Source organism: Hydrococcus rivularis NIES-593, assembly GCF_001904635.1.
Lineage (GTDB): Bacteria > Cyanobacteriota > Cyanobacteriia > Cyanobacteriales > Microcystaceae > Hydrococcus > Hydrococcus rivularis.
Genome location: NZ_MRCB01000005.1, coordinates 24,684 through 51,235, shown reverse-complemented (window position 1 = coordinate 51,235; position 26,552 = coordinate 24,684). Strand labels below are relative to the sequence as shown.

The 26,552-nt window shown below is 45.1% G+C and carries 25 protein-coding genes; 7 read left to right on the top strand and 18 right to left on the bottom strand.

The genetic code is table 11. The features are described from left to right. Positions 1-23: 23 nt before the first annotated feature. The 3 genes from NIES593_RS06200 to NIES593_RS06190 all read right to left on the bottom strand — a co-directional run bounded on the left by NIES593_RS06200 (position 24) and on the right by NIES593_RS06190 (position 2,603). Entirely contained in the window at positions 24-260 is a 237-nt protein-coding gene (locus NIES593_RS06200; RefSeq protein WP_015142465.1) for a NifU family protein, read from the bottom strand. Between the two features lie 108 nt (positions 261-368). Continuing rightward, entirely contained in the window at positions 369-2,108 is a 1,740-nt protein-coding gene (locus NIES593_RS06195; protein WP_073598870.1) for an ATP-binding protein, read from the bottom strand. Between the two features lie 267 nt (positions 2,109-2,375). Beyond that, a complete protein-coding gene (locus tag NIES593_RS06190) occupies positions 2,376-2,603 on the bottom strand; it encodes a type II toxin-antitoxin system CcdA family antitoxin (RefSeq protein WP_073598750.1) in 228 nt (75 codons plus the stop codon). A gap of 195 nt (positions 2,604-2,798) precedes the next feature. Between NIES593_RS06190 and lepA the strand changes: the two genes are divergently transcribed. Continuing rightward, positions 2,799-4,607 (top strand): translation elongation factor 4, encoded by a 1,809-nt coding sequence (gene lepA / locus NIES593_RS06185; protein ID WP_073598749.1) that lies wholly within the window; start codon positions 2,799-2,801, stop codon positions 4,605-4,607. 23 nt (positions 4,608-4,630) lie between these two features. After that, on the top strand, positions 4,631-5,572 hold the full coding sequence (locus tag NIES593_RS06180) for an alpha/beta hydrolase (protein WP_073598748.1): 942 nt from the start codon (positions 4,631-4,633) through the stop codon (positions 5,570-5,572). A 25-nt stretch (positions 5,573-5,597) separates the two neighbouring features. Here the strand turns inward: NIES593_RS06180 and NIES593_RS06175 are convergent, their stop codons facing one another. Beyond that, on the bottom strand, positions 5,598-6,647 hold the full coding sequence (locus NIES593_RS06175; RefSeq protein WP_073598747.1) for a metal ABC transporter solute-binding protein, Zn/Mn family: 1,050 nt from the start codon (positions 6,645-6,647) through the stop codon (positions 5,598-5,600). 72 nt (positions 6,648-6,719) lie between these two features. On the opposite strand from NIES593_RS06175, the gene NIES593_RS06170 reads away from it, so the two are divergent. Beyond that, positions 6,720-7,466 carry a metal ABC transporter ATP-binding protein gene (locus NIES593_RS06170; protein ID WP_073598746.1) on the top strand — a complete coding sequence of 249 codons (747 nt, stop codon included), beginning with the start codon at positions 6,720-6,722 and terminating at the stop codon, positions 7,464-7,466. A 64-nt stretch (positions 7,467-7,530) separates the two neighbouring features. Beyond that, positions 7,531-8,367, top strand: a complete 837-nt coding sequence (locus tag NIES593_RS06165; protein WP_073598745.1) for a metal ABC transporter permease — start codon at positions 7,531-7,533, stop codon at positions 8,365-8,367. A 36-nt stretch (positions 8,368-8,403) separates the two neighbouring features. Here NIES593_RS06165 and NIES593_RS06160 read toward each other — a convergent pair whose 3' ends face one another. The 5 genes from NIES593_RS06160 to NIES593_RS06140 form a co-directional block, all read right to left on the bottom strand. Continuing rightward, entirely contained in the window at positions 8,404-9,201 is a 798-nt protein-coding gene (locus tag NIES593_RS06160; RefSeq protein WP_073598744.1) for a hypothetical protein, read from the bottom strand. Next, complete coding sequence (locus NIES593_RS06155) at positions 9,201-10,568, bottom strand: AAA family ATPase (RefSeq protein ID WP_073598743.1); 1,368 nt, start codon at positions 10,566-10,568, stop codon at positions 9,201-9,203. Before NIES593_RS06155 ends, NIES593_RS06160 begins: the two co-directional genes overlap by 1 nt. A gap of 179 nt (positions 10,569-10,747) precedes the next feature. Beyond that, positions 10,748-11,962, bottom strand: coding sequence for a homocysteine biosynthesis protein (locus NIES593_RS06150; RefSeq protein WP_073598742.1), 1,215 nt, complete (start codon positions 11,960-11,962; stop codon positions 10,748-10,750). Positions 11,963-12,019: 57 nt separating this feature from the next. Further along, on the bottom strand, positions 12,020-13,135 hold the full coding sequence (locus NIES593_RS06145; RefSeq protein ID WP_245817327.1) for an AI-2E family transporter: 1,116 nt from the start codon (positions 13,133-13,135) through the stop codon (positions 12,020-12,022). A gap of 7 nt (positions 13,136-13,142) precedes the next feature. Beyond that, positions 13,143-13,373, bottom strand: a complete 231-nt coding sequence (locus NIES593_RS06140; protein ID WP_073598741.1) for a hypothetical protein — start codon at positions 13,371-13,373, stop codon at positions 13,143-13,145. 102 nt (positions 13,374-13,475) lie between these two features. On the opposite strand from NIES593_RS06140, the gene NIES593_RS06135 reads away from it, so the two are divergent. Both NIES593_RS06135 and gatC read left to right on the top strand, forming a co-directional pair. Continuing rightward, positions 13,476-13,997: a photosystem I assembly protein Ycf3 gene (locus NIES593_RS06135; protein ID WP_073598740.1), complete on the top strand. Its 522-nt coding sequence runs from the start codon at positions 13,476-13,478 to the stop codon at positions 13,995-13,997. Between the two features lie 59 nt (positions 13,998-14,056). Next, complete coding sequence (gene gatC / locus NIES593_RS06130) at positions 14,057-14,353, top strand: Asp-tRNA(Asn)/Glu-tRNA(Gln) amidotransferase subunit GatC (RefSeq protein ID WP_073598739.1); 297 nt, start codon at positions 14,057-14,059, stop codon at positions 14,351-14,353. A 451-nt stretch (positions 14,354-14,804) separates the two neighbouring features. On the opposite strand, the gene eno is transcribed toward gatC, so the two are convergent. Beyond that, positions 14,805-16,100, bottom strand: coding sequence for a phosphopyruvate hydratase (gene eno, locus NIES593_RS06125; protein ID WP_073598738.1), 1,296 nt, complete (start codon positions 16,098-16,100; stop codon positions 14,805-14,807). Between the two features lie 79 nt (positions 16,101-16,179). Continuing rightward, the gene (glgX, locus tag NIES593_RS06120) at positions 16,180-18,282 is read right to left on the bottom strand and encodes a glycogen debranching protein GlgX (protein WP_073598737.1); all 2,103 of its coding nucleotides are present in this window, start codon (positions 18,280-18,282) and stop codon (positions 16,180-16,182) included. A gap of 175 nt (positions 18,283-18,457) precedes the next feature. Between glgX and NIES593_RS06115 the strand changes: the two genes are divergently transcribed. Beyond that, entirely contained in the window at positions 18,458-20,257 is a 1,800-nt protein-coding gene (locus NIES593_RS06115) for a glycosyltransferase family 39 protein (protein ID WP_073598736.1), read from the top strand. Positions 20,258-20,426: 169 nt separating this feature from the next. Here NIES593_RS06115 and NIES593_RS06110 read toward each other — a convergent pair whose 3' ends face one another. The 7 genes from NIES593_RS06110 to der all read right to left on the bottom strand — a co-directional run bounded on the left by NIES593_RS06110 (position 20,427) and on the right by der (position 26,363). Next, positions 20,427-21,716: a flotillin family protein gene (locus NIES593_RS06110; RefSeq protein ID WP_073598735.1), complete on the bottom strand. Its 1,290-nt coding sequence runs from the start codon at positions 21,714-21,716 to the stop codon at positions 20,427-20,429. 35 nt (positions 21,717-21,751) lie between these two features. Beyond that, a complete protein-coding gene (locus tag NIES593_RS06105) occupies positions 21,752-23,101 on the bottom strand; it encodes a flotillin family protein (protein WP_073598734.1) in 1,350 nt (449 codons plus the stop codon). An 81-nt stretch (positions 23,102-23,182) separates the two neighbouring features. Beyond that, a complete protein-coding gene (locus tag NIES593_RS06100) occupies positions 23,183-23,536 on the bottom strand; it encodes an NfeD family protein (protein WP_073598733.1) in 354 nt (117 codons plus the stop codon). A gap of 170 nt (positions 23,537-23,706) precedes the next feature. Next, positions 23,707-23,856 (bottom strand): hypothetical protein, encoded by a 150-nt coding sequence (locus tag NIES593_RS23950; RefSeq protein WP_175561047.1) that lies wholly within the window; start codon positions 23,854-23,856, stop codon positions 23,707-23,709. Positions 23,857-23,954: 98 nt separating this feature from the next. Beyond that, positions 23,955-24,317, bottom strand: coding sequence for a zinc ribbon domain-containing protein (locus NIES593_RS06095; RefSeq protein ID WP_073598732.1), 363 nt, complete (start codon positions 24,315-24,317; stop codon positions 23,955-23,957). A 109-nt stretch (positions 24,318-24,426) separates the two neighbouring features. After that, positions 24,427-24,738, bottom strand: coding sequence for a TIGR03792 family protein (locus NIES593_RS06090; protein WP_015142443.1), 312 nt, complete (start codon positions 24,736-24,738; stop codon positions 24,427-24,429). 266 nt (positions 24,739-25,004) lie between these two features. Next, positions 25,005-26,363, bottom strand: coding sequence for a ribosome biogenesis GTPase Der (gene der / locus NIES593_RS06085; RefSeq protein ID WP_073598731.1), 1,359 nt, complete (start codon positions 26,361-26,363; stop codon positions 25,005-25,007). Between the last annotated feature and the right edge of the window lie 189 nt (positions 26,364-26,552).

The window sequence follows — 26,552 nt, the reverse complement described above, 5'->3', positions numbered from 1 at the left end:
CTACTCACAAAGAACTACCTAACCTACATAGTTTGTTCTACTTCAGCAATTTCAGGAATAATTTCTCTCAAACGGCGCTCGATGCCCATTTTCAGCGTCATGGTAGAACTGGGACAAGAACCACAAGCTCCCTGTAGGCGGAGTCTAACTATAGGGCCATCGATTTCAACCAGTTCGACATTACCGCCATCTGCCATTAGGTAGGGGCGCATTTCGTCTAGGACTTGCTCGACGTTATCTGGAGTCAGTGCTAATGACATACGTTGACCTCAATTCACTACTTTTAAATTGTAGCCACTTCTATCCTACCGTTAAGGCGATCGCAATTGGACAAACCGTTCGGGACGCGCTCTCTCTATAGAAAAATCTTAACTTGCCAGATCGAAAGAATCGTCGATCGACTGAACGCTTTTCATGACGGGCATATGATTGAGAGGGACGGTAAAAGTGACCGTCGAACCCAATCCTTCTCCCATGCTATAAAAGTCTACCTGTCCTCCCATCGCGTCTACAAGCTTCTGGGAAATAGCTAGTCCCAAACCCGTTCCGCCATAGGCTTTAGTTAGAGAGCCATCAACTTGCACGAATTTTTCAAACAGTTTGGCTTGTTTTTCTAGAGAAACGCCTATTCCCGTATCGGCTACGCTGATTTTGACGATGCCGGGAAACTCTTGATTGTCGTGTTTCACTTTCTTCTTAGAGATTTCTGCACTCACGACGATTCCCCCTTCGTGAGTGAATTTGATGGCATTGCCGATTAAATTCAACATCACTTGTAACAGGCGCTGATAGTTGCCATAGAGAATCACTGGCGTTAGGGTTTGAGGCGGTTTAATCTTGAAACTAAGGTTCTTTTGCTGTGCCAGGGGACGAGTAAAGTTATCTACTGATTGCAATAACTCATCTAGCTCGACGGCACCCAATTCTAGATCCATTTTGCCAGCTTCGATTTTGGCAAGATCGAGAATGTCGTTGATGAGATTGAGCAGATGAAGAGAGGATTTATAGGCTTCTTCAAGAAATTCTCGCTGTTCTTCGGGGTCGTCTGCCATGCCGTCGAGAATCAGCTTAAGAAAGCCGATGATGCCATTGAGGGGAGTTCGCAGTTCGTGGGTGGTGCTGGCTAGAAATTCGCTTTTGAGGCGAGAGGCTTCTTCTGCCGCTAGGGTAGCTTGTTCGAGTTCTTTGTAGAGAGTAGCATGAGCGATCGCGGTTCCCACTTGGTCGGCGAGTTCTTGGACTAACTCAATTTCTGCGGGAGTCCAATAGCGGTGGCGATCGCATTGCTGAAGACAGATTAACCCATTGCGTTGATTTTGGTAAAAGGTAGAGACGACTAAGATAGATTTTGCTTGAAATCTGTCCTCAACGAGTTGCTCGACGATGACGGGTTCTCGCTGGCATAAAGCTTGTTGCCAATACGCTTCGGATTTGCCATCCAAACGATATCCCAGCATCGATTTAAACGGTTGCTGGCAGTATTCGGCTTTGACATCCAGATACCTCTGTTTGGGATCGCAGGCAAGCGTCAAGCAGCGGCTGACTTGCAGCGCCTCGCCAATGCTATCGACCGTTTGCTTCCAAATCGTTGCCAGATCTAAAGTGCGGCGAATTTTTCGGGCGATATTGGTCAGTAGCTTTTGATAAGGTCCTGGATGGGGAGGAAGATCGGTATTGGCGGTCAGGGCAATTTCTGTCTCGCTCAATAAACGTCCCATGACCAAGACGGCTTGCGGCTTGCCTTCTTTTGGTAAGATCGGGCTAATAACCAATTCAAAAGGCAAAGTTTGTCCTCGATACCGGAACAGACAGTGGCATTGTTCGGGAACTCTTCTCTCTAATACTCGTCTAACCCTCTCATAGTAAGCTTTGATGCGAACTGGAGTTAAGGTTTCTTCAAGATAGCTGCCAACGATTTCTTCTTCCCCAATCCCATAATCTGAAGCTGCTTGCCAGTAAAAAGATAGATATTTCCCAGAGCTATCTTGAGTAAAGACCAGTTCGGCTCCTAAATGCTGCCAATCATTATTGGGCTTAGATTTCGCCAGCTCGGCTTTCATAGACATTCCTTGCCTTGGAAAAGCACCGACATCAAGCAGAGGATTCATGGTTCGCATCAGTTTTAGAGTACGAAAACCTTAGGCATGCACTCAAAAATTCGATCTCGCGACTGCGACGCGCTTAGCCTATCCCACACCTCCCAACTTTAAAATGCCCCAATATGTTTCCAAAATAACAGTAGATAGCTCTTTGTTAAAAATTTTAACTAATCTCCAGATTTTAGGGAATTAAATACCGATTGACGGGAAATCTAGTTTAACCTCTAGAAAAGAATTTTATCTTTGCTCTCAAGCAGAAAGCACCAGTGCTTTGTTTCAGTCATTCCATTCGCCTCTAGGCGGTACGGGCGGGTTGCGCCGCAAGGAACGTGCCAAGTCGTCATCCCCTTCGCGCTCGTTTCTGAGCCATTGTTTGATTGCCGTTTCGATTATCCGACTGGGATCGTTTGTCAGATGTTGAATTTGATCCAACAGTTCTGAATCTAAATGAATTGATATTTCAACTTTATCGGCAGAACGTTGTTGATGAATATTATCGTTCATAAGTCATTATTATTCTTCTTTCTTCTATTGTAGTAGTCGGCGTTCTCGCTCAAATAGCGCTTCTGCCCAAAGACGCAAATAATTGACATCGCCCACGGCAGATCGAGCTTACAATAAAATCCAGAAGCTTAACTTTAAAATAGATTAAGGATTCTTGCTTTTTACGAACTACTACTCAAATCACACTTGACCTCTATGACTGACGTTCCCGTCTCTCGCATTCGTAACTTTTCGATTATTGCTCACATCGACCATGGGAAATCTACTTTGGCTGACCGCATGTTACAAATCACTGGTACTGTCGCTCAGCGAGAGATGAAGGAACAATTCCTCGACAATATGGAGCTAGAACGCGAGCGAGGAATTACCATCAAATTGCAGGCGGCACGAATGAACTATACTGCCAAGGATGGTCAGCAATACGTTATCAATCTCATCGATACGCCGGGTCACGTGGATTTTTCCTACGAGGTGTCTCGTTCTCTAGCTGCCTGTGAAGGAGCCTTATTAGTTGTCGATGCCTCCCAAGGAGTCGAAGCACAAACCCTAGCCAACGTCTATTTGGCGTTAGAAAATAATCTCGAAATCATTCCCGTTCTCAATAAAATCGATCTTCCCAGTGCCGAACCAGAACGGGTAGCGCAAGAAATTGAAGAAATTGTCGGTCTAGATTGCAGCAATATTATCAAAGCATCAGCAAAAGCTGGGATTGGCATCGATGAAATTTTAGAGTCAATCGTTCATTTGGTTCCCCCGCCAACCGATACTGTCGATCGCCCCCTACGCGCCTTGATCTTCGATAGTTATTACGATCCCTATCGGGGAGTAATCGTGTACTTCCGAGTTATGGACGGCAAAGTGAGAAAAGGCGATCGCATTCGCCTGATGGCATCGGGCAAAGAATACGAAATCGACGAATTAGGCGTACTGTCTCCCAACCAAATCCAGGTCGAAGAACTGCATGCCGGAGAAGTTGGCTACCTGGCGGCAGCAATTAAAGCCGTGGCAGATGCGCGCGTCGGCGATACGATTACTTTAGCTCAAGCCCCAGCCTCCGAACCGCTACCGGGCTATACAGAAGCCAAACCGATGGTCTTCTGCGGCTTATTTCCCACCGATGCCGACCAATACGAAGATCTGCGAGATGCCCTACAAAAGCTGAAACTCAACGATGCTGCCCTCTCCTACGAACCCGAAACCTCATCGGCGATGGGATTTGGATTCCGGTGCGGCTTTTTGGGCTTGTTGCATATGGAAATCGTCCAGGAAAGACTGGAGAGAGAGTACAATCTGGACTTAATTACGACGGCTCCCTCGGTAGTCTATCGCGTCACGACCGTAGATGGAGAGGTTATAGAGATTGACAATCCCAGCCTATTGCCGCCGCCGCAGAAACGGGAAAAAATCGAAGAACCCTACATTCAGGTAGAAATTATTTGTCCTGAAAACTTTGTCGGAGCACTGATGGAATTGTGTCAAAGTCGTCGGGGCACGTTTAAGGATATGCGCTACTTTACCCAAACTCGGACGGCTTTGATTTATGAATTGCCCCTCGCAGAAGTGGTGACAGACTTTTTCGACCAGCTTAAATCGCGATCGCGCGGCTATGCGAGCATGGAGTATCAATTGCTCGGTTTTCGGGAAAATCCTCTGGTGAAGCTGGATATTCTGGTCAACGGCGATCCCGTGGATGCGCTGTCAACCATCGTTCATCGCGATAAAGCGTATTACGTCGGTCGCGCTTTGGTGGAAAAACTAAAAGAATTGATTCCCCGCCATCAGTTTAAAGTGCCCATTCAAGCCGCGATCGGAAGTAAGATTATTGCTAGCGAACACATTCCCGCCTTGCGCAAGGACGTTTTGGCGAAATGCTACGGCGGCGATATTAGTCGCAAGAAGAAACTCTTAGAGAAGCAAGCCAAGGGGAAAAAGCGCATGAAAGCGATAGGAACCGTAGACGTTCCTCAAGAGGCATTCATGGCGGTGTTGCGATTGGAGCAGTAATTTGGACCTAGATCGCGCACTTGATGAAGCTTTTATTTTCCTTAAGGCTACTTGTATTAATCTCGGTCGGTCTATTCTTCTCGATCGGTTGTAGCGATCGCGTTACTGTCCTAAAAGACCTCGAATATGGCACCTATCTGCTTGAGGGAAGTCAAGGAAGATTATTGCTCGATCTCTATTTACCCAAAGTTGCCTCTACCCAACCTCTACCCGTTCTGATTTTCATTCACGGGGGCGGTTGGGTGGAAAGAAGTAAAGAAGATTGTCCGGGCGAACTGGTTGCGCGACGAGGATTTGCTTTAGCTTGTATTAACTATCGTTACAGTTACCAAGCTATCTTTCCAGCACAGATTCACGATGTTAAAGCTGCCGTTCGCTGGTTAAGAAAAAATGCAACTCGATATAATCTCGATCCCAATCGATTTGGGGCATGGGGAGATTCAGCGGGCGGTCATTTGAGCGCCCTACTGGGAACTTCAGCTGGAGTTCCCAGCTTGGAAGGCGCGACGGGCAACGAACCAATCTCCAGTAAAATTCAAGCAGTTAGCAATTGGTACGGGCCGACGGACTTGACAAAATTTCCTAGAGCGTTTGCGGAATTTCCTACTCCTGAAGTTCTCGAAAAAAACCAAGGCCAGCCCTGGCTAAAATTAACCGAAGTGGTTTATCGGTTACTCGGCAGTCCCGTCTCGCAACGCCCTGAATTAGCTGCTCTCGCCAATCCCATCGCTCACATCGACGATCGCGATCCGCCTTTTCTTATCGTTCACGGGGAATTGGATGATGTCGTTCCCATCAGTCAAAGCGATTTGTTAGTCAAAGCTTTGCAGGAGAAAGGCGTTAAAGTTGAATACGTTCGCGATCGCAACTTAAAACACTCTTACAGAGGGCAAAATGGAGAACCTTTCGATCCAAATCTGATGGAGATAACGTTAAATTTTTTCGAGCGACATTTGAAGCAGTAATTCTTTTGAAGCAGTAATTCTTAAGTTACTCAGATTCTTTAGAATTCTGAGCTGCAAAAGGCGTAAACTTCCCGCCCAAGCCTTCGACAATGGTTTGAGTATTGGCAATTAACATTTTGGGATAGGTATCGCCTTGCGAACCCGGTTCGCCCAAGCTGTCGGAGAAAAGTTCGCGATCTGAGAGTTTAACGTTAGCTTCCTTGGCAACGGTTTGAATTAGCTTGGGATTGACCACAATTTCTGCAAAAATTGTCGGGACTTTAGTTGCTTTAACCGAATCGACCAATTCTTTTACCCGGGTCGCAGTAGGCTTTTCTTCTGTACTGATTCCTTGGATCGCTCCTTCAATAGGAATGCCATAGGCAGCGGCATAATATCCCATTGCATCGTGGGTGGTGACTATTTTCCGATTCGTCTTGGGAATCGTTGCAATTTGAGATTTTATCCAACTGTCAATCTGGGTCAATTCTTCTTTGAGTGCTTGAGCATTTTTAGCATACAGTTCGGCATTAGCAGGGGCTAACTGAGCCAGATTAGTTTGAATGACGCCTGCCATACGAATGCCATTTTGAGCGTCATGCCAGACGTGAGGATCGGGAACTTGCTCTCCTTGCGCTTTTTCCTGATGTTCGTGTTCGTGTTCTTCGCCCATGAGAGGATCGGGAACTGCTACTTCGGCAACCGCAATTTTTGGTGCGGAATTAGAGGTTGATTTGATAATTTTGATTAAGGCTGGTTCTAGATCGTAGCCTGAATAGAAGATGAGTTGAGCGTTTTCTATTGCCTTGCGGTCTTCGGGTACGGGTTCGTAGACATGAGCGTCTACTCCAGGCTTCAATAAACAGGTCAGATCGATTGTATCTCTAGCTATTTGTTTGGTTAGATCGCACAAAACGCTGGTAGTTGCTACGATTTTGGGGCGATCGCTTGCTGTATTTTCTACCTCTACTGGAGTTGCGGCAGGATTAATCTGGCTAGTCTGAGTAGTGGGCTTAGATTGACCGCAACCAACTAAGCATCCTACAGCCAGAACGACAGCAGCTTTTGCCCAGGTTTGAGGCGGGGTAGGAATCATAGATTTTTAAGACTTCTAATTAACCGGGACGAGTAAAATGAGTTTTGTTATCATTATTATTCTCGACTTTTCATGTTAGATGTTCGGCAACTTAGTGTCAATTACCGAGAAGTGCGAGGCTTAGATCGAATTAGTTTTCACATCGAACCGGGACAACTGGTAGGTATTATCGGTCCCAATGGGGCGGGGAAAAGCACCCTGATAAAAGCCATGCTGGGACTGATTCCAGCAGCGAGTGGCGCGGTGCATTATTGTAATTGTCCCCTTCACCAACAATTACAGAAAGTTGCCTATATTCCCCAGCGATCGCAAATCGATTGGGACTTTCCCATCACTGTCTGGAATGTCGTTCTGATGGCGCGAACCCGACATTTGGGTTGGTTTCGTCGTCCTGGCGCTGCTGCCAAAGAAATTGTGAAAGCGGCGCTGGAAAGGGTAGAAATGTATTCCCTGCGTCACCGTCGCATCGGAGAACTTTCTGGCGGACAACAGCAACGGGTATTCCTTGCCCGTGCCTTAGCGCAACAAGCGGAAATATTTTTATTAGACGAACCGTTTACTGGAGTGGATGCAAAAACCGAGAGAATTATGTTAGAGGTGTTTGCCCAACTCAAAAGAGAGGGCAAAATTCTTTTAATCAGCAGCCACGATTGGGGAGGGGCATTGAATCAGTTGGATCGACTGCTGCTGATCAATCGAGGCTTAATTGCGGATGGAAGTCCAGATCGAGTAATGACCCCTGAAAATTTATGTCGCGCTTATGGGACGAATTTACAAAACTCGCTACAACCCGATTGGGATAATACGCTGTTTTGTTAGTAGCTAGTAAGAGGGCGAGTATTTTCTCTTAAAAACTAATCAATCACTATTAACTAATAACAATATGAATTGGTTACTCGAACCCTGGAATTATGAATTCATGCGACACGCGATCGCGATCGGCATTCTAGTTGGTATTCTCTGTCCAGTTGTAGGCAGTTATTTAATCGTTCAACGTATGGCACTTCTGGGAGATGTTATCGCCCACTGTGTTTTTCCCGGACTGGCAATCTCATTTTTTTTAGGAATTGATATTCTCATTGGTGCTTTTGCATCGGGGATTCTGGGTTCATTTTTAATCTCCTTAATTCGCGCTCAATCTCGCGTCAAAGTGGATTCGGCTATGGCATTAACTTTCTCTACTTTTTTTGCGCTAGGAATTACACTAATTACAGTTCTCAAGAGCAAATTAGATTTAGATAGTTTTCTCTTCGGAGATATTTTAGGCGTTACCATTCATGATATTTATCGAACAGCTATTATTGCTGCGATTATTCTTTTAGTCGTTTGGTTGTTTTATAAAGAACTCCTATTTTTTACGTTTGATAAGATGGGAGCACGAGCGATCGGTTTGCCGATTAATGCGATCCATTTTTGCTTTATGGCAGCGATTACCTTGACTATTATTGCTAGCATGCAAGCCGTAGGAGTAATTCTCGTTATATCTCTTTTAATTGGGCCCGCACTGACAGCTTATCTATTAGTTAAAGAATTTCACCAGATGATGATCTTAGGTGCATTAATAGGATCATTTGCAAGTGTAGTAGGAGTTTATATTAGTTATTATAATAATCTTCCTTCTGGAGCTGCGATCGTATTGATTTCTTCTACGTTTTTTTTGGTTGCATTATTATTTAGTCCTTCTCAGGGAATTTTAATTCGACCTAAAGCTAAGACCTAATCTCGCACAAAGACGCAGAGACGCAGAGTTTTTTTATTAGAGGGAGAACACGATTTTTAAAGTTTTAATTTGTGCTTGATTAAGACCACAATTCAATTTTGATATAGGATTTAGGCTTTTCCACTTGCTTTTGCTAGCTGTAAAGATAATATCTGCTGCTTTGTCTGGATTGATAGTATCAAATCTATCTATCTTCCAAGTAAATAAATAGTTAAGACGCTCAAAAATTTCATCTCTAGATGCGCGTTTAATACTAACAGGTTCGGGAAGAGGAGGTAATTTTGCTTTTGGCGAAGGAGAAAGAAAAAATACTTCCTTCAAAGCCTCTAATTTTTTTCCTTGTGTTATCCCACATTTTAATTTAGTAATCTCATTAAAATTTTTCCAGCTTTCTCGCTTCGCTTCGGCGATTTTCTGAGTAGCTATGATAACATCTACTCCCTTTAAAGCACTATTAGGTTCTTCAATTAAATACTTAAGCGCGGCAAGAATAGTTTCTCTAGAAGCAGTGTTTAAATTGACACGAGGCTTAGTTGCTCCTGTTAGAATTTTTGCCTGTTCTATATTTTCTGGTTTTGGATCGATTACGATGCACCAAACTCTTTCTAGTCCAGCTTTTTGTGCAACTTCATAAACCAGTGGATTACTGACAACTTGATATTGATATTCAGCAATTTCTTTAACAATTAAAGGAACCCAATTTCTTCCTTCTGTCTTGACTGCTGCTGCTGCCGCATTGACAATAAACTCAGGTGCTGTAAAAAATTCATCACTTGGTTTAATGTCTTCTAAAGGCAAGTGCATAAGTTTACCAATATTATCAAAGTCACCCATTATAGAAAATACTCCTTAGCTAAAGCGAGATAAGATGCATGTGCGATTTTATGCGTTAAAGCAGCAGGAATCCCGGAAAATCCAGCGCTGGCTACAATAGCATATTCAGGAATAGAAAAGATTGATTTATCAAAACTACCCAAACTTGCTTTTGGATAGTAGTAAGGAAGTAAGTCTTTATTGATTCCACCGCTACTTGTTGTCAATAAAGATTGGATAAAATCATGCGTTCTTTTCATTGCAGCATCGGTAGGTTTATGATGATTAAAGAAAATTGGTAGAGCAACTGGTCTTCCATCATCTCTTTTATCTCGTATTTCTGGAATGTATTTTTGAATAACTTTTTGAGAATTTTTGAGAGAGGCAAAATTATTATGCTGTGTGGGAATTAAAACAACATCTGAAGCATAGACGCAACTTTGACTAAAAAATGTCCAGTTAGTCGGACAGTCAAAAATAATATAATCATATTCTTCCAATAAAGGTTCGATTAATCGTTTTAAGCGAGCAGATCCTCCCTGGATTTTAGCTTGCTCCCCAGGCTCCATATATTTTTCAAGTGCTGAGTCAGAAGGAATTAAGTCAAAGATATTTTTTAGCGTAGGCGGATTTTTGAATTTTACTTGGAACTTTTGAATAGTGTTATGAATATCTATCTTATGGTTAATTAGACAATCAGATAATTTAACTTTTCCTTCTTGTTTTCTCAGAGAAGCCGTCAGATCCCCTTGTTGCGGATCGAAATCAATAACTAAAACTTTTTTGCCTAGATGTGCAAGAATTGCCGCTAAATTAGCTACCGTTGTTGTTTTCCCAACTCCACCTTTATCGTTATAAACACAAACAGATAAGGCTCTAGGAGGATTATCGATTAAATTTTTAATCTGGGAGACAATTTGAGCGATGTTGTCTTTTTTAATCAAATAGTTAGAAGTGGCGGGAACGATAACTTTTTCATGCCGTCGGAATAACTGAATATGCGTTGCATTAGTAATAATTCCCCACCGGGCGGTTTGACATTTAGGAGAAAGTAGATATCTTTTGATTTGTTCTTTTGTTTCTTTGTATTTGGAAGTTCCGTTTGCTAAGTTAATTTGTGCTCCAGCAACCGTTCTTCGTCCCTTAACCTCAATTAGAACATAAGGATTTGTTTTTGTATCTCTAAAAATATCACCAACACTATTTTTTCTAGCTGCATAATCTACGCTATCAGCTCCTTTACCTGTCATAAACTCTGGAAACCATTCTGTTTTTGTAAATCCCAGTGCTGTTAAAAAAGGTTCTACAAAATCATTACGAATAATCGCTTCGTGTGCATCGTTTGAAATACTATCTAAAATGTGATTCCACTCGATATCTCTTATCATTAACGCATTTTTTTCGACCTACAGTCATATAATTCCCAATAATGCTGTAGAAATAACAAAAGTCGAAAAAACTATACGCGATCGCGTCTCCATAACATTAGGCGAGTTAAAAGCTCAACTGAGGTTTTGAGTCTTCTAAATTCTATCCGCCCAGAATCCCCTAAAAACTAGAGGAAAAGTCAATCGAGCGTAATTTTAGAACCCCAGCGATCTTGGGGTAAAAAAGAACGATCCATCGGAATCGAGGCGACGGGTTCGGCAAGCATGAACTCGCCTGCTTCGATCCATTGCTTTAATTCCTGGGCAACTTGCCTAGAGAGAAAAATACTGGCAAGCGGAGCAGTTCGTACTGTTTTTCCTTCGATGGTAATCTGACCGCTTTTGAGTTGGGCGTAACTAACTAGACCAAAGGTAGGACGGACGCGCCGAGGAATGGAAAAATCGACGACAGGCGCGACGATCTCCTTGTCTCGGACGGCGCAATGGCGAACGACTTCCTCGTTTAAAACGGGAAGGGGAATGCCTACGCCAAGCATCAGAGAAGGACCATAGTTTTTGAAATAGCAGCCTCGCACCCAACGAAGATTCATTTGTCTGGCATCGCCAATGAGAGCGAGAGTAGCAGCGGGTCCAATGGGCGTGCGGTTGGGCAGACGCTTTTGTAAGGGAAAATGCTGCGTTCCTTCCCAGGCAACATAACCGATCCCGCCTCCCAAAAAAATGCGCGTGCCGATACCGATTAGTTGCAAATCTGGATCGTTGAGAAGGGGAGAAATGGCGCCGGGGCTTGAATAGACGGCATTGCCTAGTCTGGGTTGTAAGGGACCGAGATAGGTATATAAAAGGCGATCGCCCCCGTTGACTCCCACAATAAAATTTTGATAGAGATTGCGAGGATTATACAGATAAAACTGATTAATCGTTTTAGCGCTAATAGTGGTTTCATAGGAAGCTCTAGGATAGCAGTCTGTCGCTTGTCCGATCGCTCGCAATTGAACGGTTTTACCAGCAATTAAATCTTCAATGACGTGACCGCCACCTCGTTCTGGAAGTGTTGCGCCCTGCCGGTTTTCTCCATCAGCCATTTCTGGGCTGCCAGTGTAATCTGCCATAGCCGTTGCGCCGATATACAAATCTACCGCCCCAAATCCAGCATAGGCAGGTACGCCGTCAAGCCAGCACCGACGGATTTTGATGGGGGGATCGGTATGTCCTAGATTAATCAAAGCACCCGATGACTCCATCGGCTCAAAGGTTCCCGTACAAATGACATCTACTTCTTTAAAAGCTTGGGCAATGCCGATGTCTTGTACTCTGGCTTTCAGTTCTTCTACCGTCCACGCCACCGCAGCTTGACGGCGAATTTTATCGTTAATTTCTGCGATCGTTCTCATCAGTCATTTGATTTTGGATGAAAGGATACTGCCCCTACAGTTGCTAGTGGTTAGTAGTTAGTACTCGTCCCCTTGTCTCCTTGTCTCCTTGTCTCCTTGTCCCCCCGTCTCCTCCTCTTCTTGTCTCCCAACGCCCCCTGCTTTCCATCGGTCGAGAATATCTTCAATCAAAACTTCTTTGAGCCAAACCTGACCGACGATGATTAAAGGAAAAGCCAGAAATAAACCCAAAAAGCCAAAGACAGTTGCAAAAAACAATTGTGCCAGTAGGGTAATCGCCGGGAAGACGGAGATATGATGCTTGAGAATCAGGCGAGTTAACACCTGAGTTTCTACTTGCTGCATGACAATGTAGAAAATCAGGACGGCAAGAGCTTTCCAGGGATCGTCTAAAAGTGCGATCGCCATGGGCGGTACGACGCTTAAGGCGGGACCGATAGTGGGAATAAACGCAAATAGACCCGCGATCGTGGCTTGAGAGAGCGCTAGCGGGATTTGTAGCACTGATAATCCTACAAAACTCAACAAAGCAATGGCAAGCATATTAAAGCAAATGCCTGCCAGCCAGTCATTGAGAGCGCGATCGCAATGAATCAAAATTTCATCGACTCGCCGCCGATAAAAAGAAGGAAACAAACGAATAAATCCTTGACGATAGGGATGGGGATCGGCTAGCAGCATAAAAGTTAGCACTAGCAAAAAGACCAGACTCAGCGGGATTCCCAAAGAAGTATAGAAAAAACTCAATCCTCGTCCGGCTATTTGATTGACTAGCGGTTGCAGTTGTTGAGTTAGTTGTTCTATGGTAGGCAAAGCTCGAATGAGTTCGGGATCGAGGCGATTGCCTAATTCTTCGAGCCACGCGATCGACTCTTCGATCCCTTGAGGAACTAACTGCACTAACTGCTGGAATTCATTGACAAAAGGGGGAACGACTAACCAAAAAAATCCAATTGAAGCAGCCATTAGAAGGATACCGGAGATGGCAACGGCATAACTTCGTTTTATTCCCCATTTTTGCTGTCTTTTGACCAAAATATTTAAAGCATTGGCTAAAACGATCGCAGCAAACAGCAGCAGCAAGATCTGCCGAATTTGCCACATGATGTATAGGGCAATCCCGATTGCAACAACGCCAAGCCATTGACCGAACTTCAAGGTTTTCTCTCCCATGGACTAGCTACAGCGATTTTTGACCGATCCTTTCGGGCGACGAATCTTTGAGCTTTACCGCGTTTCTTGCTCGCCACCCTAGTGCGACTGCAACGAGCGCGGGAAGCAGTAAAATTCCTAATAAAACGTTGGTTGGGGTAGGAGCGATCGCCAGCGCTTGACCGCCATATTTAATCGCGACAGACAACGCGATGGAAAGAATTAAGACTTTAACAATAAACCCTATCTGGCTATTCATTCTACAAATACAAAATAGAGATAACTTTAAACCATTGCACGCGATCGCGTGCTAATTTCTAGTTTAGGATTAACTATAAATACTCATCATTAGCGTTTAGCCATGCCACGCACCCAACGCAACGACAATTTTATTGACAAAAGCTTCACAGTAATGGCAGATATTCTGCTAAAAATTTTGCCGGCTAATCAAAAAGCAAAAGAAGCCTTCGTTTATTATCGCGATGGAATGTCCGCTCAAGCGGAAGGAGAATATGCCGAAGCTTTAGAAAACTACAACGAAGCTCTCAAGCTAGAGGAAGACCCGACCGATCGCAGCTACATTCTTTATAATATGGGCTTGATCTATGCAAGTAACGGAGAGCGCGATCGAGCGCTAGAGTATTATCACCAAGCGATCGAACTCAATCCCCGCATGCCTTCAGCATTGAACAATATTGCCGTTATTTATCACTATGAAGGTGAAAAAGCCAAAGAAGCCGGACAACCTCAAGAAGCCGAAGCATTTTTTGACAAAGCGGCTGAATATTGGAAACAGGCTATTCGCCTTGCTCCCAATAACTACATAGAAGCACAAAATTGGCTAAAGACTACAGGACGCTCCGAAATGGATGTCTATTTCTAGAAGATGAGGGATAAGCGATAAATACGATTAACTACTAACCAATAACTAATCACAAAACAATGCTCGATCGCCAACAAGTTCAAAAAATTGCTCATTTAGCTCGCCTAGAAATTACTCCTGAAGAAGAAGAGCAATTTGCGACTCAACTCAGTAGCATTTTGGAGTATTTTGAACAGCTTAGCGAGTTAGATACCAAAAATGTGCCGCCAACAACCAGAGCCATTGAAATCAGCAATGTCGCTCGTCCCGATGAGACGATCCCATATTCCAATCGAGAAGCACTGCTTAAACAAGCCCCAGAAATCGAAGGAGACTTCTTTCGAGTTCCACAGATTCTCAATAGCGATGAGCAATAGCAGGGGGATTTTATTTTCCCGATAAAATTTTAGCTCCAGGATTGATGCAATCTTGGAGTTTTTGTATCTTATATCAGGTTAGGTTGAATACCGATCGAAAGAGCGTTGTCTCATACCGATCTGGTTGACTGACAAATCTTTGTCCCCTCATCCCTAAATCCCTTCTCCCACAAGGGGCGAAGGGACTTCAGGCAAAAGTCTTAAGTTGAGAGCTACTCTCCCAGAGCGGGAGAGGGGTTGGGGTGAGGGCGATTTGAGTTTTGTCACTCAACTAGCATGCCGAGTGCAAGGCAGTGAAGCGAAGGCTCTAGTAGATTCTTCACGAAGTTAGAGGAGGACGCGGTGGGCGAAGAAGTTCGCCTACTCAAGCCGTTCGTTGAGGCTCCGCCGTGAGACGGCGGAGTCTCTCTAACTTCGTTGGGAATGACAACTAATTATCCTTTCTCGCCGATTACTGCTTCAGTCCGAGTCCGACTTTGCCGGCGTAAATAGCGCGATCGCCTAATTCATCCTCAATCCGCAACAGCCGATTGTATTTCGCCACTCGTTCGCTGCGGCACAGAGAACCCGTTTTAATTTGTCCGGCACGGGTAGCAACTGCTAAATCCGCGATCGTCGTGTCTTCCGTTTCGCCGGAACGGTGGCTGATAACGCAACGATAGCCTTTGCGCGTGGCTAGTTCGATTGTTTGTAGGGTTTCTGAGAGAGAACCAATTTGGTTGAGTTTGATCAAAATGGCATTACCGACTCCTGTATCGATGCCTTTTTGCAGTCGGGTTGGATTAGTGACGAAGAGATCGTCGCCGACTAGCTGAACCCGCGATCCCAACTTTTCTGTGAGCAGCTTCCAGTTCGACCAATCTTCTTCGTGAAGCCCGTCTTCAATCGAGACGATGGGATAGGTATCGACTAATTTAGTCAGGTAATCGATGAGGTCTTGGGCAGAATGAGCGCTGCCGTCGTAGATATACTGACCGTCTTGATAAAACTCGTTGGCGGCTACGTCCATCGCCAAGGCGACTTGTTCTCCTGGCTTATAGCCAGCTTTTTCTATTGCCTCCATCAATAAATCCAATGCTTCTTGGTTGGAACCCAAGTTAGGCGCATAACCGCCTTCATCGCCCACTCCCCCAGAGAGCAATTTTTTATCCTTGAGTACCTTGCCCAGCACCGCAAACACTTCAGCGCCCCAGCGCAAGGCTTCCGCGAAAGAGTCCGCCCCCACGGGCATAATCATAAACTCCTGAAAGTCCACGTTGTTGTCTGCGTGGGCGCCGCCGTTGAGAACGTTCATCATCGGTACGGGAAGGAGATTGGCGAGAGGACCTCCCAGATAGCGGTAGAGGGGCAACTCCAACTCAGCTGCTGCGGCTTTCGCATTGGCAAGAGAAACCGCCAAGATTGCATTGGCTCCCAAGTATTTTTTGTTAGGAGAACCGTCGCGATCGATCATTTTCAGGTCAACGGATAGCTGGTCGAACGCATTCATGTCGATCAGTTCGGGAGCAATTTTTTCTTCGACGTTGCGGACGGCTTGCAGAACTCCTTTTCCGCCATAGCGATGGGGATCGTCATCCCGCAGTTCGTGTGCCTCAAAGGTTCCGGTAGAAGCGCCGCTAGGCACTTGAGCGATTCCCAATGCTCCCGTTTCCAGGAGGACTTCTGCTTCAACCGTGGGACGACCGCGAGAATCTAAAATCTCTCTCGCCGCGATCGCCTCAATTCTGACTTCGGGTTTGTTTAGCATAACTTGTATTCTCCAAGATCGACTGTTTTTTAATTCATCTGCGGAAAGTCTAGTCTAATTGATTATTGTTTCTCTGAAACTAGACAAGATCGCAACGATCGATTGGCTTGACCATAAGAATCACCGTCGATCGCGCCATAACTTGATATTGTTCTCCTCTAACAGGCGGCGCGGTTTTGGGATCGCACAAATCGTCGGGTGAAGCTAAAGATGTATCGATAATTCGATGCCAGCCATCGCAGTATCCCAGCAAGGGCAATTCAAAGGTCAAGGCTTCCCAGTAAGCATTGAGCATTACGTGCAAGCGTTCGTCTGCTGCTGGGTGGCGCAGCGTAAACGCTAAGCTATGGGAATCATATCCCCAATCTGGCTGTCCCAATTTGACTCCATGCCAAACCAGATGGGGTTTGTGAGTTTCGCTCGCCACCTCTAGAAGGCGTTCCTCTTGAAAGATTTTGAAAGACTGAACTAACTTGATGAGTCCCTTAACATAGCGCAATAGATCGGTTTCTTTTTCGACGGCACTCCAGTCAAACCAACTCAATTCGTTATCTTGGCAGTAGGCGTTATTGTTACCTTTTTGCGATCGCCGCACTTCGTCTCCCATCAATAACATGGGCGTACCTTGAGAAATAAATAGGATCGTCAGCAGATTTTTTATCTGACGCAAACGCAGCGCTTGGATTTGGGGATCGTCTGTTTCTCCTTCCTGTCCACAATTCCAGCTAAAGTTGCGATCGGAACCATCTCGATTGTTTTCCCCATTGGCTTCGTTGTGTTTTTCGTTATAAGAAACGAGATCGTTGAGAGTAAAGCCATCGTGACAGGTAACAAAATTAATGCTGCGGTTGACATCGATATCCCGTCGTGGGTAGATATCGGGACTGGCGAGAATTCTTTGGGCTAACTTGTCAACTGTTCCCGAATCGTTCCTGACAAAGCGACGCACGTCGTCTCGAAAAGGTCCGTTCCACTCGGAGAACCAATCGGCAAAGCCAATAAACGTCCCGACTTGATACAATCCCGCAGCATCCCAAGCTTCCGCGATCAGTTTCGTGCCTGCTAAAACCGGATCGGATTCGATCGCCCAGAGAATTTCTCGCGTTTTCGGATAGTCGCGCGGGGCACAACCAGAGGTATCTCTCGATAATACCGATGCCAAGTCAAAGCGAAACCCATCGACGTGCATTTCGGCAACCCAATAGCGCAAGCAGTCTAAGATCAATTCGCCAGCGATGGGGTGATTGGCTTTAAAGGTATTGCCGCAGCCGCTATAGTTGCTGTATTCGGCAAGATCGTCCTCTTCTAGAATGTAGTAAATTGAGTTGTCTAAGCCGCGAAACGAGAGGGTCGGTCCCTCTTGATTCCCCTCTGCCGTATGGTTGAAGACGACATCGAGAATCACTTCAATTCCGGCGCGATGCAGCGCCTTGACCAGATCCCGAAATTCATCGATGGGTCCGAGAGGATCGCGGCGAGAACTGTAACTCCGATGGGGAGCAAAAAAGGCAATGGTACTGTAACCCCAATAGTTGTCATGTCCCGGCGGCGCATCTTCAATGTCAAAATAATGGATGGGCAGTAGCTCTACTGCCGTAATCCCCAAGTCTTTGAGATAGGGAATTTTCTCGATTAATCCCGCAAATGTCCCGCGCTTTTCTGGTGCGATGCTCGAATCGGGATGGCGAGTGAAACCGCTTACGTGCATTTCGTAGATAACGCTGTTGGCATAGGGATGACGCAGGGGACGATCGCCCTCCCAATCGTAGGTGTTCGGATCGAAGACGACACCTCGCAAGGCGCGATCGCAATTATCGCCCTTGTCAATCGCTGCTTGGCGATCGTAAATTTCCTCTCCCGCGATCGCCCGCGCGTAGGGATCGAGCAGGACTTTGTTGCCATCAAATCGATGTCCGTTTTCTGGCTCAAAAGGACCGTAAGCTCGATAGGCATAAATCTGTCCCGCGCCAATGCCTCGAACGAAAACGTGCCAGTAGTGAAAGGTTTTGTTGCGTTTGGGGTCGAGTGCGATAACGCGGGCGGGTTTTGGGTCGTTGGGTTCGTCAAATAGCAATAACTCGATCCTCGTAGCATGTTTGGAAAAAATACAAAAGTTCACCCCATCGGCATACACGGTAGCGCCTATGGGAAAACTTTTGCCGGGCAAGACATAACCAGTCATTTCCTCTCAAAACGAATACAAGGGTTGTCCCCTAACCATCATTCTAAGGAGACTCGACCGATTTAGATTGGAGGAAAAGCTTAAATCAGATAGGGAACAAGGGAACGATCTTAGCGCAGAGAGGGTCATCAATAGCCTCTACAATGGATCGACAGTTCTGTCCCAGATTCGGAATATGGCAAGCTTAACCCCGTCCAGATTGAAAAATAGGAATGCTTGGTTGCATATATGGTTGTTTTTAGGGTGGCTGGCGATCGGAACTGGATTGCGCTTTTACCATTTGGGGTTCAAGCCTCCTTGGTCTGATGAATGGGCAACGATTGTTTTCAGTCTAGGTCATAGTTTTCGGACAGTTCCTCTCGATCGCATCATTTCTGCGCAAGAACTGTTGCAGCCGCTACAAGTCACTGGAACGACTCAGCCGGGAGATGTTATCGATCGCTTGATGGCGGAAAGTACCCATCCGCCTCTCTACTTCGTACTAACCCATCTGTGGCTGAAGCTTTTTTCTAGTGAAGGCAGTTTAGTTTCTCTGTGGGCGGCGCGATCGCCGAGCGCTCTATTCGGGGTTGTTTCAATTCCTGCTGCGTTCGGTTTGGGGTGGCTGGCGTTTCGTTCGCTGTTAGTCGCTCAGTTGGCTGCGGCTTTGATGGCTGTTTCTCCTTTCGGGATCTATTTAGCGCAAGAAGCTCGCCACTATACCATCTCTATTCTATGGATTATTGCCTCGCTTGTCTGCCTTATCGTTGCCGTGCGACACGTTCGAGATCGCATTCCTTTACCGATATGGATTGTCTTGGTTTGGGTGGCAGTCAACAGTTTGGGGATTGCTACCCATTATTTTTTTGCCCTGACCTTGATGGCTCAGATGCTAGTTCTAATAGGAGTTTGGCTGGTAGATTTAAAAATAGAAACGATTAAAAAGTCGGGTTGGGCGGCGTTATTTCCTTCCCATTGGTTGAGGATTTACGCTGCTGTGGCGGGGACGGCGATAGGAGGCGCTGTTTGGCTGTCGGCTTGGCGCACCATCCCTGAAAATAAGCTGGTCGATTGGATTTATCGGGGCGAACATTTAGGGATAGCTTTTCTCGAACCAATCGGGCGACTTCTGCTGTGGATAATCACGATGCTTTTTCTGCTTCCTGTAGAGGGAACGCCTCGCCCGGTCACTATAACGTCGGCTGTTGTTATCTTGTTGTTTCTCTGCTGGTTGATGCCAGCGATCGCTCGCTACTTACGAGCGCCAATCCAGGGGCATTCAAGTCGTTTGGAGATGAAGATTTTCGAGGGATGTATCGTCGGCGCGATCGCGTTAATTTTGCTCGTCACTTATATCCTGGGCACGGATTTATCGTTGGCTGCTCGCTACCAATTTATCTATTTTCCTGCGGTTATCTTGTTGATGGCAGCCGTACTCGCCCAAATTTGGCAACAATCTCCGAAGAAACGACTTGCTTTTAAGCTTTCTCGCTATTTTCCCGCGCAAGGCAAAGGTGCCGTTGTCGTCGTCTTGTTAATGAGTTTATTGGGCGGACTGACGGTTGTTGGCGATTTTGGTTTTCAGAAACCCGATCGCCCCGATTTCGTCGTTGCTACCATGCTCGAAGCACATCGACTCGTCTCTCCAGATACGCCCATCTTCATCGCCAACCTTCACAAAACCCACGAACAAACGGGAGAAATCATGGGATTGGCTTGGGAGTTTGAGAGAATGAAAAAGCGGATGGCGCGATCGTCGCCAAATTCGATTGCTGATTCTCCCCAGTTTCTTTTAGCCCACCAAACAAACGAAGATATCCCAACGGCATCTCAAACGCTTCATCAAGTGCTACCGCAACTTGCCCGTCCTTTTCAATTGTGGCTGGTTAATTTTCCGACTTCTCAAGAGGCATTAAAAGCCATCAACTGCGATCGAGACCTCAATTTTAAACGTAAGGTCTATGGCTATCACTACAGTCTTTATTACTGTCAATAGTCATTGGTTCTTTGTGCTAATAGCTATTGACAAATCACAAAATACGTGATATCGAACGTGCTAAGATAAGAGGATGAGTTTAACTTTTCCTATTCCCGCGATCGCTTTGAAACATTATCATCTAATTTTGGCAGGGGCGGGTTTCAAAACCCACCCCTACTAAACCCGCTTATGGTTTTAAGGTTTTAAAATTGGGAGGCTGTTGCGTCAAGACTTCTTGACTTGAAGTCTTCTCCCCGGCTATCCGATTTGCCAGCTGCACTAAGTCTACTCCTGTTGCCTGGCGCAACTGTTCGGCAAAAGAGGCAATTTTGGCAACATTCTTACCATCGTTGCCATCGATAACCGTTACGTTTTGTACCTCGACTTCGGGTACGCTGGCTGCCATCATCTTCATCAAGACTTCTAGTTTTTGCAAAAGGTAGATTTCCTTGGCACTCGTCCCCGCTGCTTGCCACGATTGGGCTAGGCGTTTTGCCCCTTCTGCTTGTGCTTTGCCTTCTTCGACAATTTTTGCTGCCTTTCCCTGGGCTTTAGCAATTGCCCGCTTGCATTCCGCTTCTGCTGGGGCAACGATATCTGCCTGTAGTTGCTGTTCGACTTGCTTAATTCGTTCGGTTTGTACGGCAACTTCTGCTTGCACTCGCGCGATTTCTGCCAAGACGACGGATTCTACCTCGGCAACCATGGCGACTCGCTTCGTCTGGGCATCTCGCACCCGTTTTTGGGCATCGGCTTTGGCAACTTCTAAATCTCGTTGAATGCGTCGCAAGGCAGTAACCCGCTTGTTGGCAGAATCTTTGATAATCGATTCTGCCTTGGCTTTTGCCTCGGCAATTCGCGCATCCCGGAACAAATCTGCTTGTTGTTTGCGTCCAATGGAATCGAGATAGCGCACGTCATCGGAGATTTTCTGAATTTGCAAGCTATCTAAAACCAAGCCCAATTTTTCTAAGTCATCTTCGGCTTCTTCTAGTAAGCTTTTAGCAAAAGCAATCTGATCTTCATTAGCTTGTTCGGGGGTTAAACTGGCTAATACGCCTCGTAAGTTGCCCTCTAACGTTTCTTTGGCTAGCTGTTCGATTTCCTTGCGACTTTTTCCGAGAAGGCGTTCGATCGCATTGTGAATGGTCGGTTCTTCTCCGGCAATTTTGATGTTGGCTACGCCTTCTACTGTCAGAGGAATTCCTCCTTTTGAGTAAGCATTGACCACTTTGAGGTCAATAATCATATTGGTTAAATCCATGCGGAAAGCTTGTTCTAGTAAGGGAGTACGGAAGCTACTTCCTCCTTTGACTAAGCGATAGCCAACCTCTTTAGTGCTAGAAATTCTTTTTTTGGAACCCGCAAAAATGAGAACTTCGCTGGGTTGGCAGATGTAGTAAAGGTTCCGAAATACGAAGTATCCCGTCCCCGTACCAAGACCAAAAATTCCTAATAAAATTGCCAGAATATCCATAGTTTTGTTATTTATCCTTGGTCATTTGTCTTTGGTTATTTATTTACTGGTAACTGATGTCCGTTTTCATCTTTACGAGTCAGCGTTCCAACAACATCGATGCCGAGGGTTTGTTTGACGCTTTCTAGGAACTGAGCGACAATTTCTGGATAGACTTTGACGAGAGTTGATACCGATTTGCCGTTGCCATTGTCTACAACATTGATGTTATCTAAATGCAGTCGCCCGGGAATTTTGACGGCTTCTTTTAGGACAGTTTCTAATTGCTGAATTAGGAAAATTTCTGAGGTATCTCTACCAGTTTCTTGCCAAACTTGCGATAGCATTTCCGTCACTAATGCAGCTGCTTTGGCATTTTCTTCAAAGATGGAAGCTTCGCCTCTAGCCCGCAATTCTTGTGCCTGTTTTTGTGCTTGGGCTGGTAAAACTTCATCGGCTTCCAGTCGCAGGCGTTCTAATTCTGCGCGTATTGCTTGCAATTTTTGTTCGACTTTGGCACGTTTTTCTTTCGCTGCGGCAGTGGTAATTTCTTCTTCGGTTTTAGCTTGTTGTTCGAGTTTTGCTTTAACTTTCCGCAGGTCGTTTTCTTGTTCTAGAATGATAATTCGATCCTGAGTTTTAGCCACTTCAGCTTTTTCTTCGCATTCGGCTTCGATTTGTTCTGCTTCACTGAGAGCGTTTGATTCGGCAATTTCTGCATCGCGGATAATTTGAGCAATTCTTTCTCGACTCAGAGAATTTAAATAATCTACATCATCAGAGACATTTTGAATTTTTAGGGTGTCGATTTCTAAGCCCAGTTTCATCAAATCGCTACTGACTCCCGAAGTAATTCTTTCTGCAAATTTCAGGCGATCTTCATTGACTTGTTCTGGGGTTAAAGTGGCGACAACTCCGCGTAAATTTCCTTCTAGAGTTTCCTGGGCGACGCGAATAATTTCCGAACGATCGCGATCGAGAAATCGTTCGATCGCATTGCCAACTACATCAGGATTGCTAGATATTTTTACGTTAGCGATCGCCTGAATATTAATTGGCGTTCCTCCCTTAGAATAAGCATTGCGAATTTCAACTCTAATGGGCATAGTCGTTACGTCCATTCGCTTAACGGTTTCAATAATTGGAACCCGAATCGATCGCCCTCCTGAAAGGACGCGATACCCAACTTCTTGCCCATCTTTAGATCGTCTTTTTCTACCGCAGATAATGACAACTTCATTGGGCTTACAAATACACAAAAATGAGTTAAGAAACCAAACAGTCCCGATAGCACCAAAGATCAATAAAGCAATGGGAATGCTAGTAAAAAATAACCCGTCAAAACTATTTTTAGGCTGATTGATTGACGAATTTTGTTCGATCTGAGCTAGTTGCAATACTATCATTTTTTCTTCAAAGGATGATTTCAATTCCTGGTTGAATTTCACTGGTAATACTCCTTTTTCTGTAAAGCTTTTGAGTGAGTTTTAATTTTCTGAATCGTAACCAAGTTTTAAATCCTCAGCCGGAATAACCCAGACTCGACTATCTTTCATTTCTACAATGAAAACTTTATCTCCTTTATTTAAGGTTATGGGTCGATCGGTCATGGCAATAAAATCAACGATCGAGCCTTTGATATTGACTCTAATTTTTCCTTTACTATCTCGATCGAAAGGAACTTCTACCGTGCCAAATAAACCGACAATATTGCGGGGACGGATGAGACTATCTACTTCTTGTTTTCTTCGTATGATTTTGATTAAAATAGCAATTAAAATACCACACGATATTCCAATCAAGATTGAAATAATCGCTATTGCAATCAGCTGATGGTTCATATTTTAGCGGTTAATTTGGAAAATAAAATCGGCAATAGATAGCTTGCTTGAATACCCATACTGCAATAATATGTTTCAATCGTAATCTAGAATTTCTTAACTGCCAAATGCTTTAGCAAAAATTCAAACTATTGAGCTTGCTATAGGTGTATTGGAAGCGATCGCGTAAATTATTCAATTTCTTTACAAAAATTTATAAATAGCCAGCTATCTGCAAAACGACTAATACCAATTTTCAGGTTTTCGCGATCGACATCTTTTTCCCCTCTCCCAGTTTGGGAGAGGGGTTGGGGGTGAAGGCGATCGACTATCTGTGTCATTAATGAATGAAAAATGGTATGAGGTAGGGGCTTAGCATTGCAAAACCCCTACCCTAAACGTTCGCAGGCATTAAGAACGAAAACAGTTATGCGATGATTTACCTTATTGCAACCAAGATACTAATTCCAATCAACCCAATCAGTAACAATAAACCTTTATTTGTGCGGCACCAAGTCTTAAACCGCCCCCACATATCCGACGGATAGAGAGGAAACTTTAACTCAGCTTCTACTGGTTCGGATTTATCCCGATACATGGTGCAGGTTTTCGCGTAGGGACGTTGGGGAAAGGTACAAGTATCGTCTTCGTGATAGCGGCAACTATCGCATAAAAAAGTCTTTCCAGTGGCTTGATAGAGAGGAATTCCAGGATGACCGTAGGCTTTTAGGACGGCAAAACAGTGGGGACAGCGAACGGCTTTTGCATCGACGGATTGATGACAGCGAGGACAAGTAGTCATAGGAAAAGTGATACCAATTTGAAAAATCTTGGCTACAGATAGATTTTTAAAACCTTTATGGGATGAGTCTTTCTCAATCCAAAATCCAAAATAGTATAAGAATGAATGCTTAACTAGCTGGAAACTTTCGGACCTGATATTCTCCGGTTTCTATCATCTGATATCTATCTTCGCCCATCGCTTGAGCGAATTGCCGTTCGGTTTCGTCTAAATCCTTTTGAGGAATGGCTTTCCACTCTTCGCGGGTTTGCCAGCGTGCCACGAGAACGATTTCTTCTGGTGCGCTTGGATTAATCCAAACTTCTTTGCCTAAAAAACCGGGATACTTAGCCAGCGTTGCCGTCCAAATTTCCTCGTCCTTTTGAATAAACTTTTCTCTCGACTGGGGAGAAACGCGAAATTTGAGCCACTCTATGACCATAACCGTTGAATTAACCTCTCTCTATACATTAAGGTTAATAAATTTCATCCTTCCTTTGCTGCTTTTGCAAGCAAGATAGAGATAGAGGGGAATTAGACTATTCCCTCTTCCTTGGGCAAGCTTGGCAAAGGAGGACAAAATGCTGAACTCATTTCTCTATCCCGATAGCCTAACTTTTCTCATCGTTAAAATTTTCGTCCTCATTCTGGCGATACTGGTTTGGTTAGTTTTTACTTCTGCCCCCGTCGTTTGAGAGTGAGTGCTAACTATACCCTCGTTGCCCGATTGGCGCTACCTTCTACTTCACGGGCTTTTTTGCCTCGCCACAGCAAACGAATCGGCGTTCCAGTGAAGCCCAATTGCTGTCGAAATTGCCCTTCGATGTAGCGGTGGTAATTGTCGTTAAAGCGATCGGGATCGTTGACAAATAAAGCAATAGTGGGAGGCTTGGTGGAGACTTGAGTACCATAGTAAATCCTTCCTTGCTTGCCTTGTCGAGTGGCAGGAGGAGAGTGCCAGCTTACTGCCTCTTGAAGGACTTCATTAATTACTGCCGTACTGACGCGGCGACTGTGTTCTTCGGCAGCGGTATCTATCAAATCGAGAATTTTGTTAACTCTTTGCCCTGTCATAGCGCTGACAAAGATTTTTTCCGCCCAATCCATAAAATAGAGGCGATCTTGAATTAGTTTTTGGTAATCATAAATGGTGTAAGAATCTTTTTCGACTGCATCCCATTTATTGACGACAATGACGGCGGCTTTGCCATCATCGATGATGCGTCCAGCGAGTTTTAAGTCTTGATCGGTTACGCCATCGAGAACATCGATGACGAAGAGGACGACATCAGAACGGCGAATGGCTTTAAAGGCGCGATTGATCCCGAAAAATTCTGCGCCGTAATCGACATTTTTTTTGCGGCGAATGCCAGCGGTGTCGATCAAGCGGTAAGTTTTTCCATTCCTCTCTACGACGGTATCGATCGCGTCGCGAGTCGTGCCAGAAATCGGGCTGACGATCGCGCGTTTTTCTCCAGTCAGGGCATTGAGTAGACTGGATTTACCCACGTTCGGGCGACCGATGATAGCGACTTTTATTTCTGGGACTTCCGGCAATTCCCTTGTCGGGGGAAGATAGGCAATCAAGTCATCGAGTAATTCGCCCGTACCGTTGCCGTGAATGGCAGAAATGGGATAGGGTTCGCCCAATCCTAACTCCCAAAATTCGGCAGCTTGAACGAGTCCCTGTTCGACGGATTCGCATTTATTGACTGCTAAGAGGACGGGAACGGATTGTTGGCGCAACCAGTCGGCAATTTCGCGATCGCCCGTCGTAGGACCACTTTGTCCGTCTACGACGAAAATGGCTGCGGAAGCTTCTGCTAGTGCCAGCATTGCTTGTTCGCGAATCAGGGGCAAAAATTCGGTGTCTTCGTCAAAGACGATGCCGCCCGTATCGACTACCTGAAATTCTCTGTCTCGCCAGAAGGCAGGACGATAGGTGCGATCGCGCGTGATTCCCGGTTCGTCGTGTACGATCGCTTGTTGGTCGCCCGCCAGTCTATTCACTAGCGTCGATTTTCCTACATTGGGTCGTCCAATAATTGCAACAATAGGAAGAGGCATAATAATTTTTCAATTAGAAAATTTAATAATTTATCTCTGTAGAGAGTTAAAGTTCAATCTTCTATGATAGCGGTTAGAAGAGACGTTCACAAATCAAATAGGATTGCTATACGATCGAGTTCTATAAAATATGGGATAGAGTGTTCGCAAGAGTGGCTAAGTAACTATGCTCAATTAAGTAAGATTACC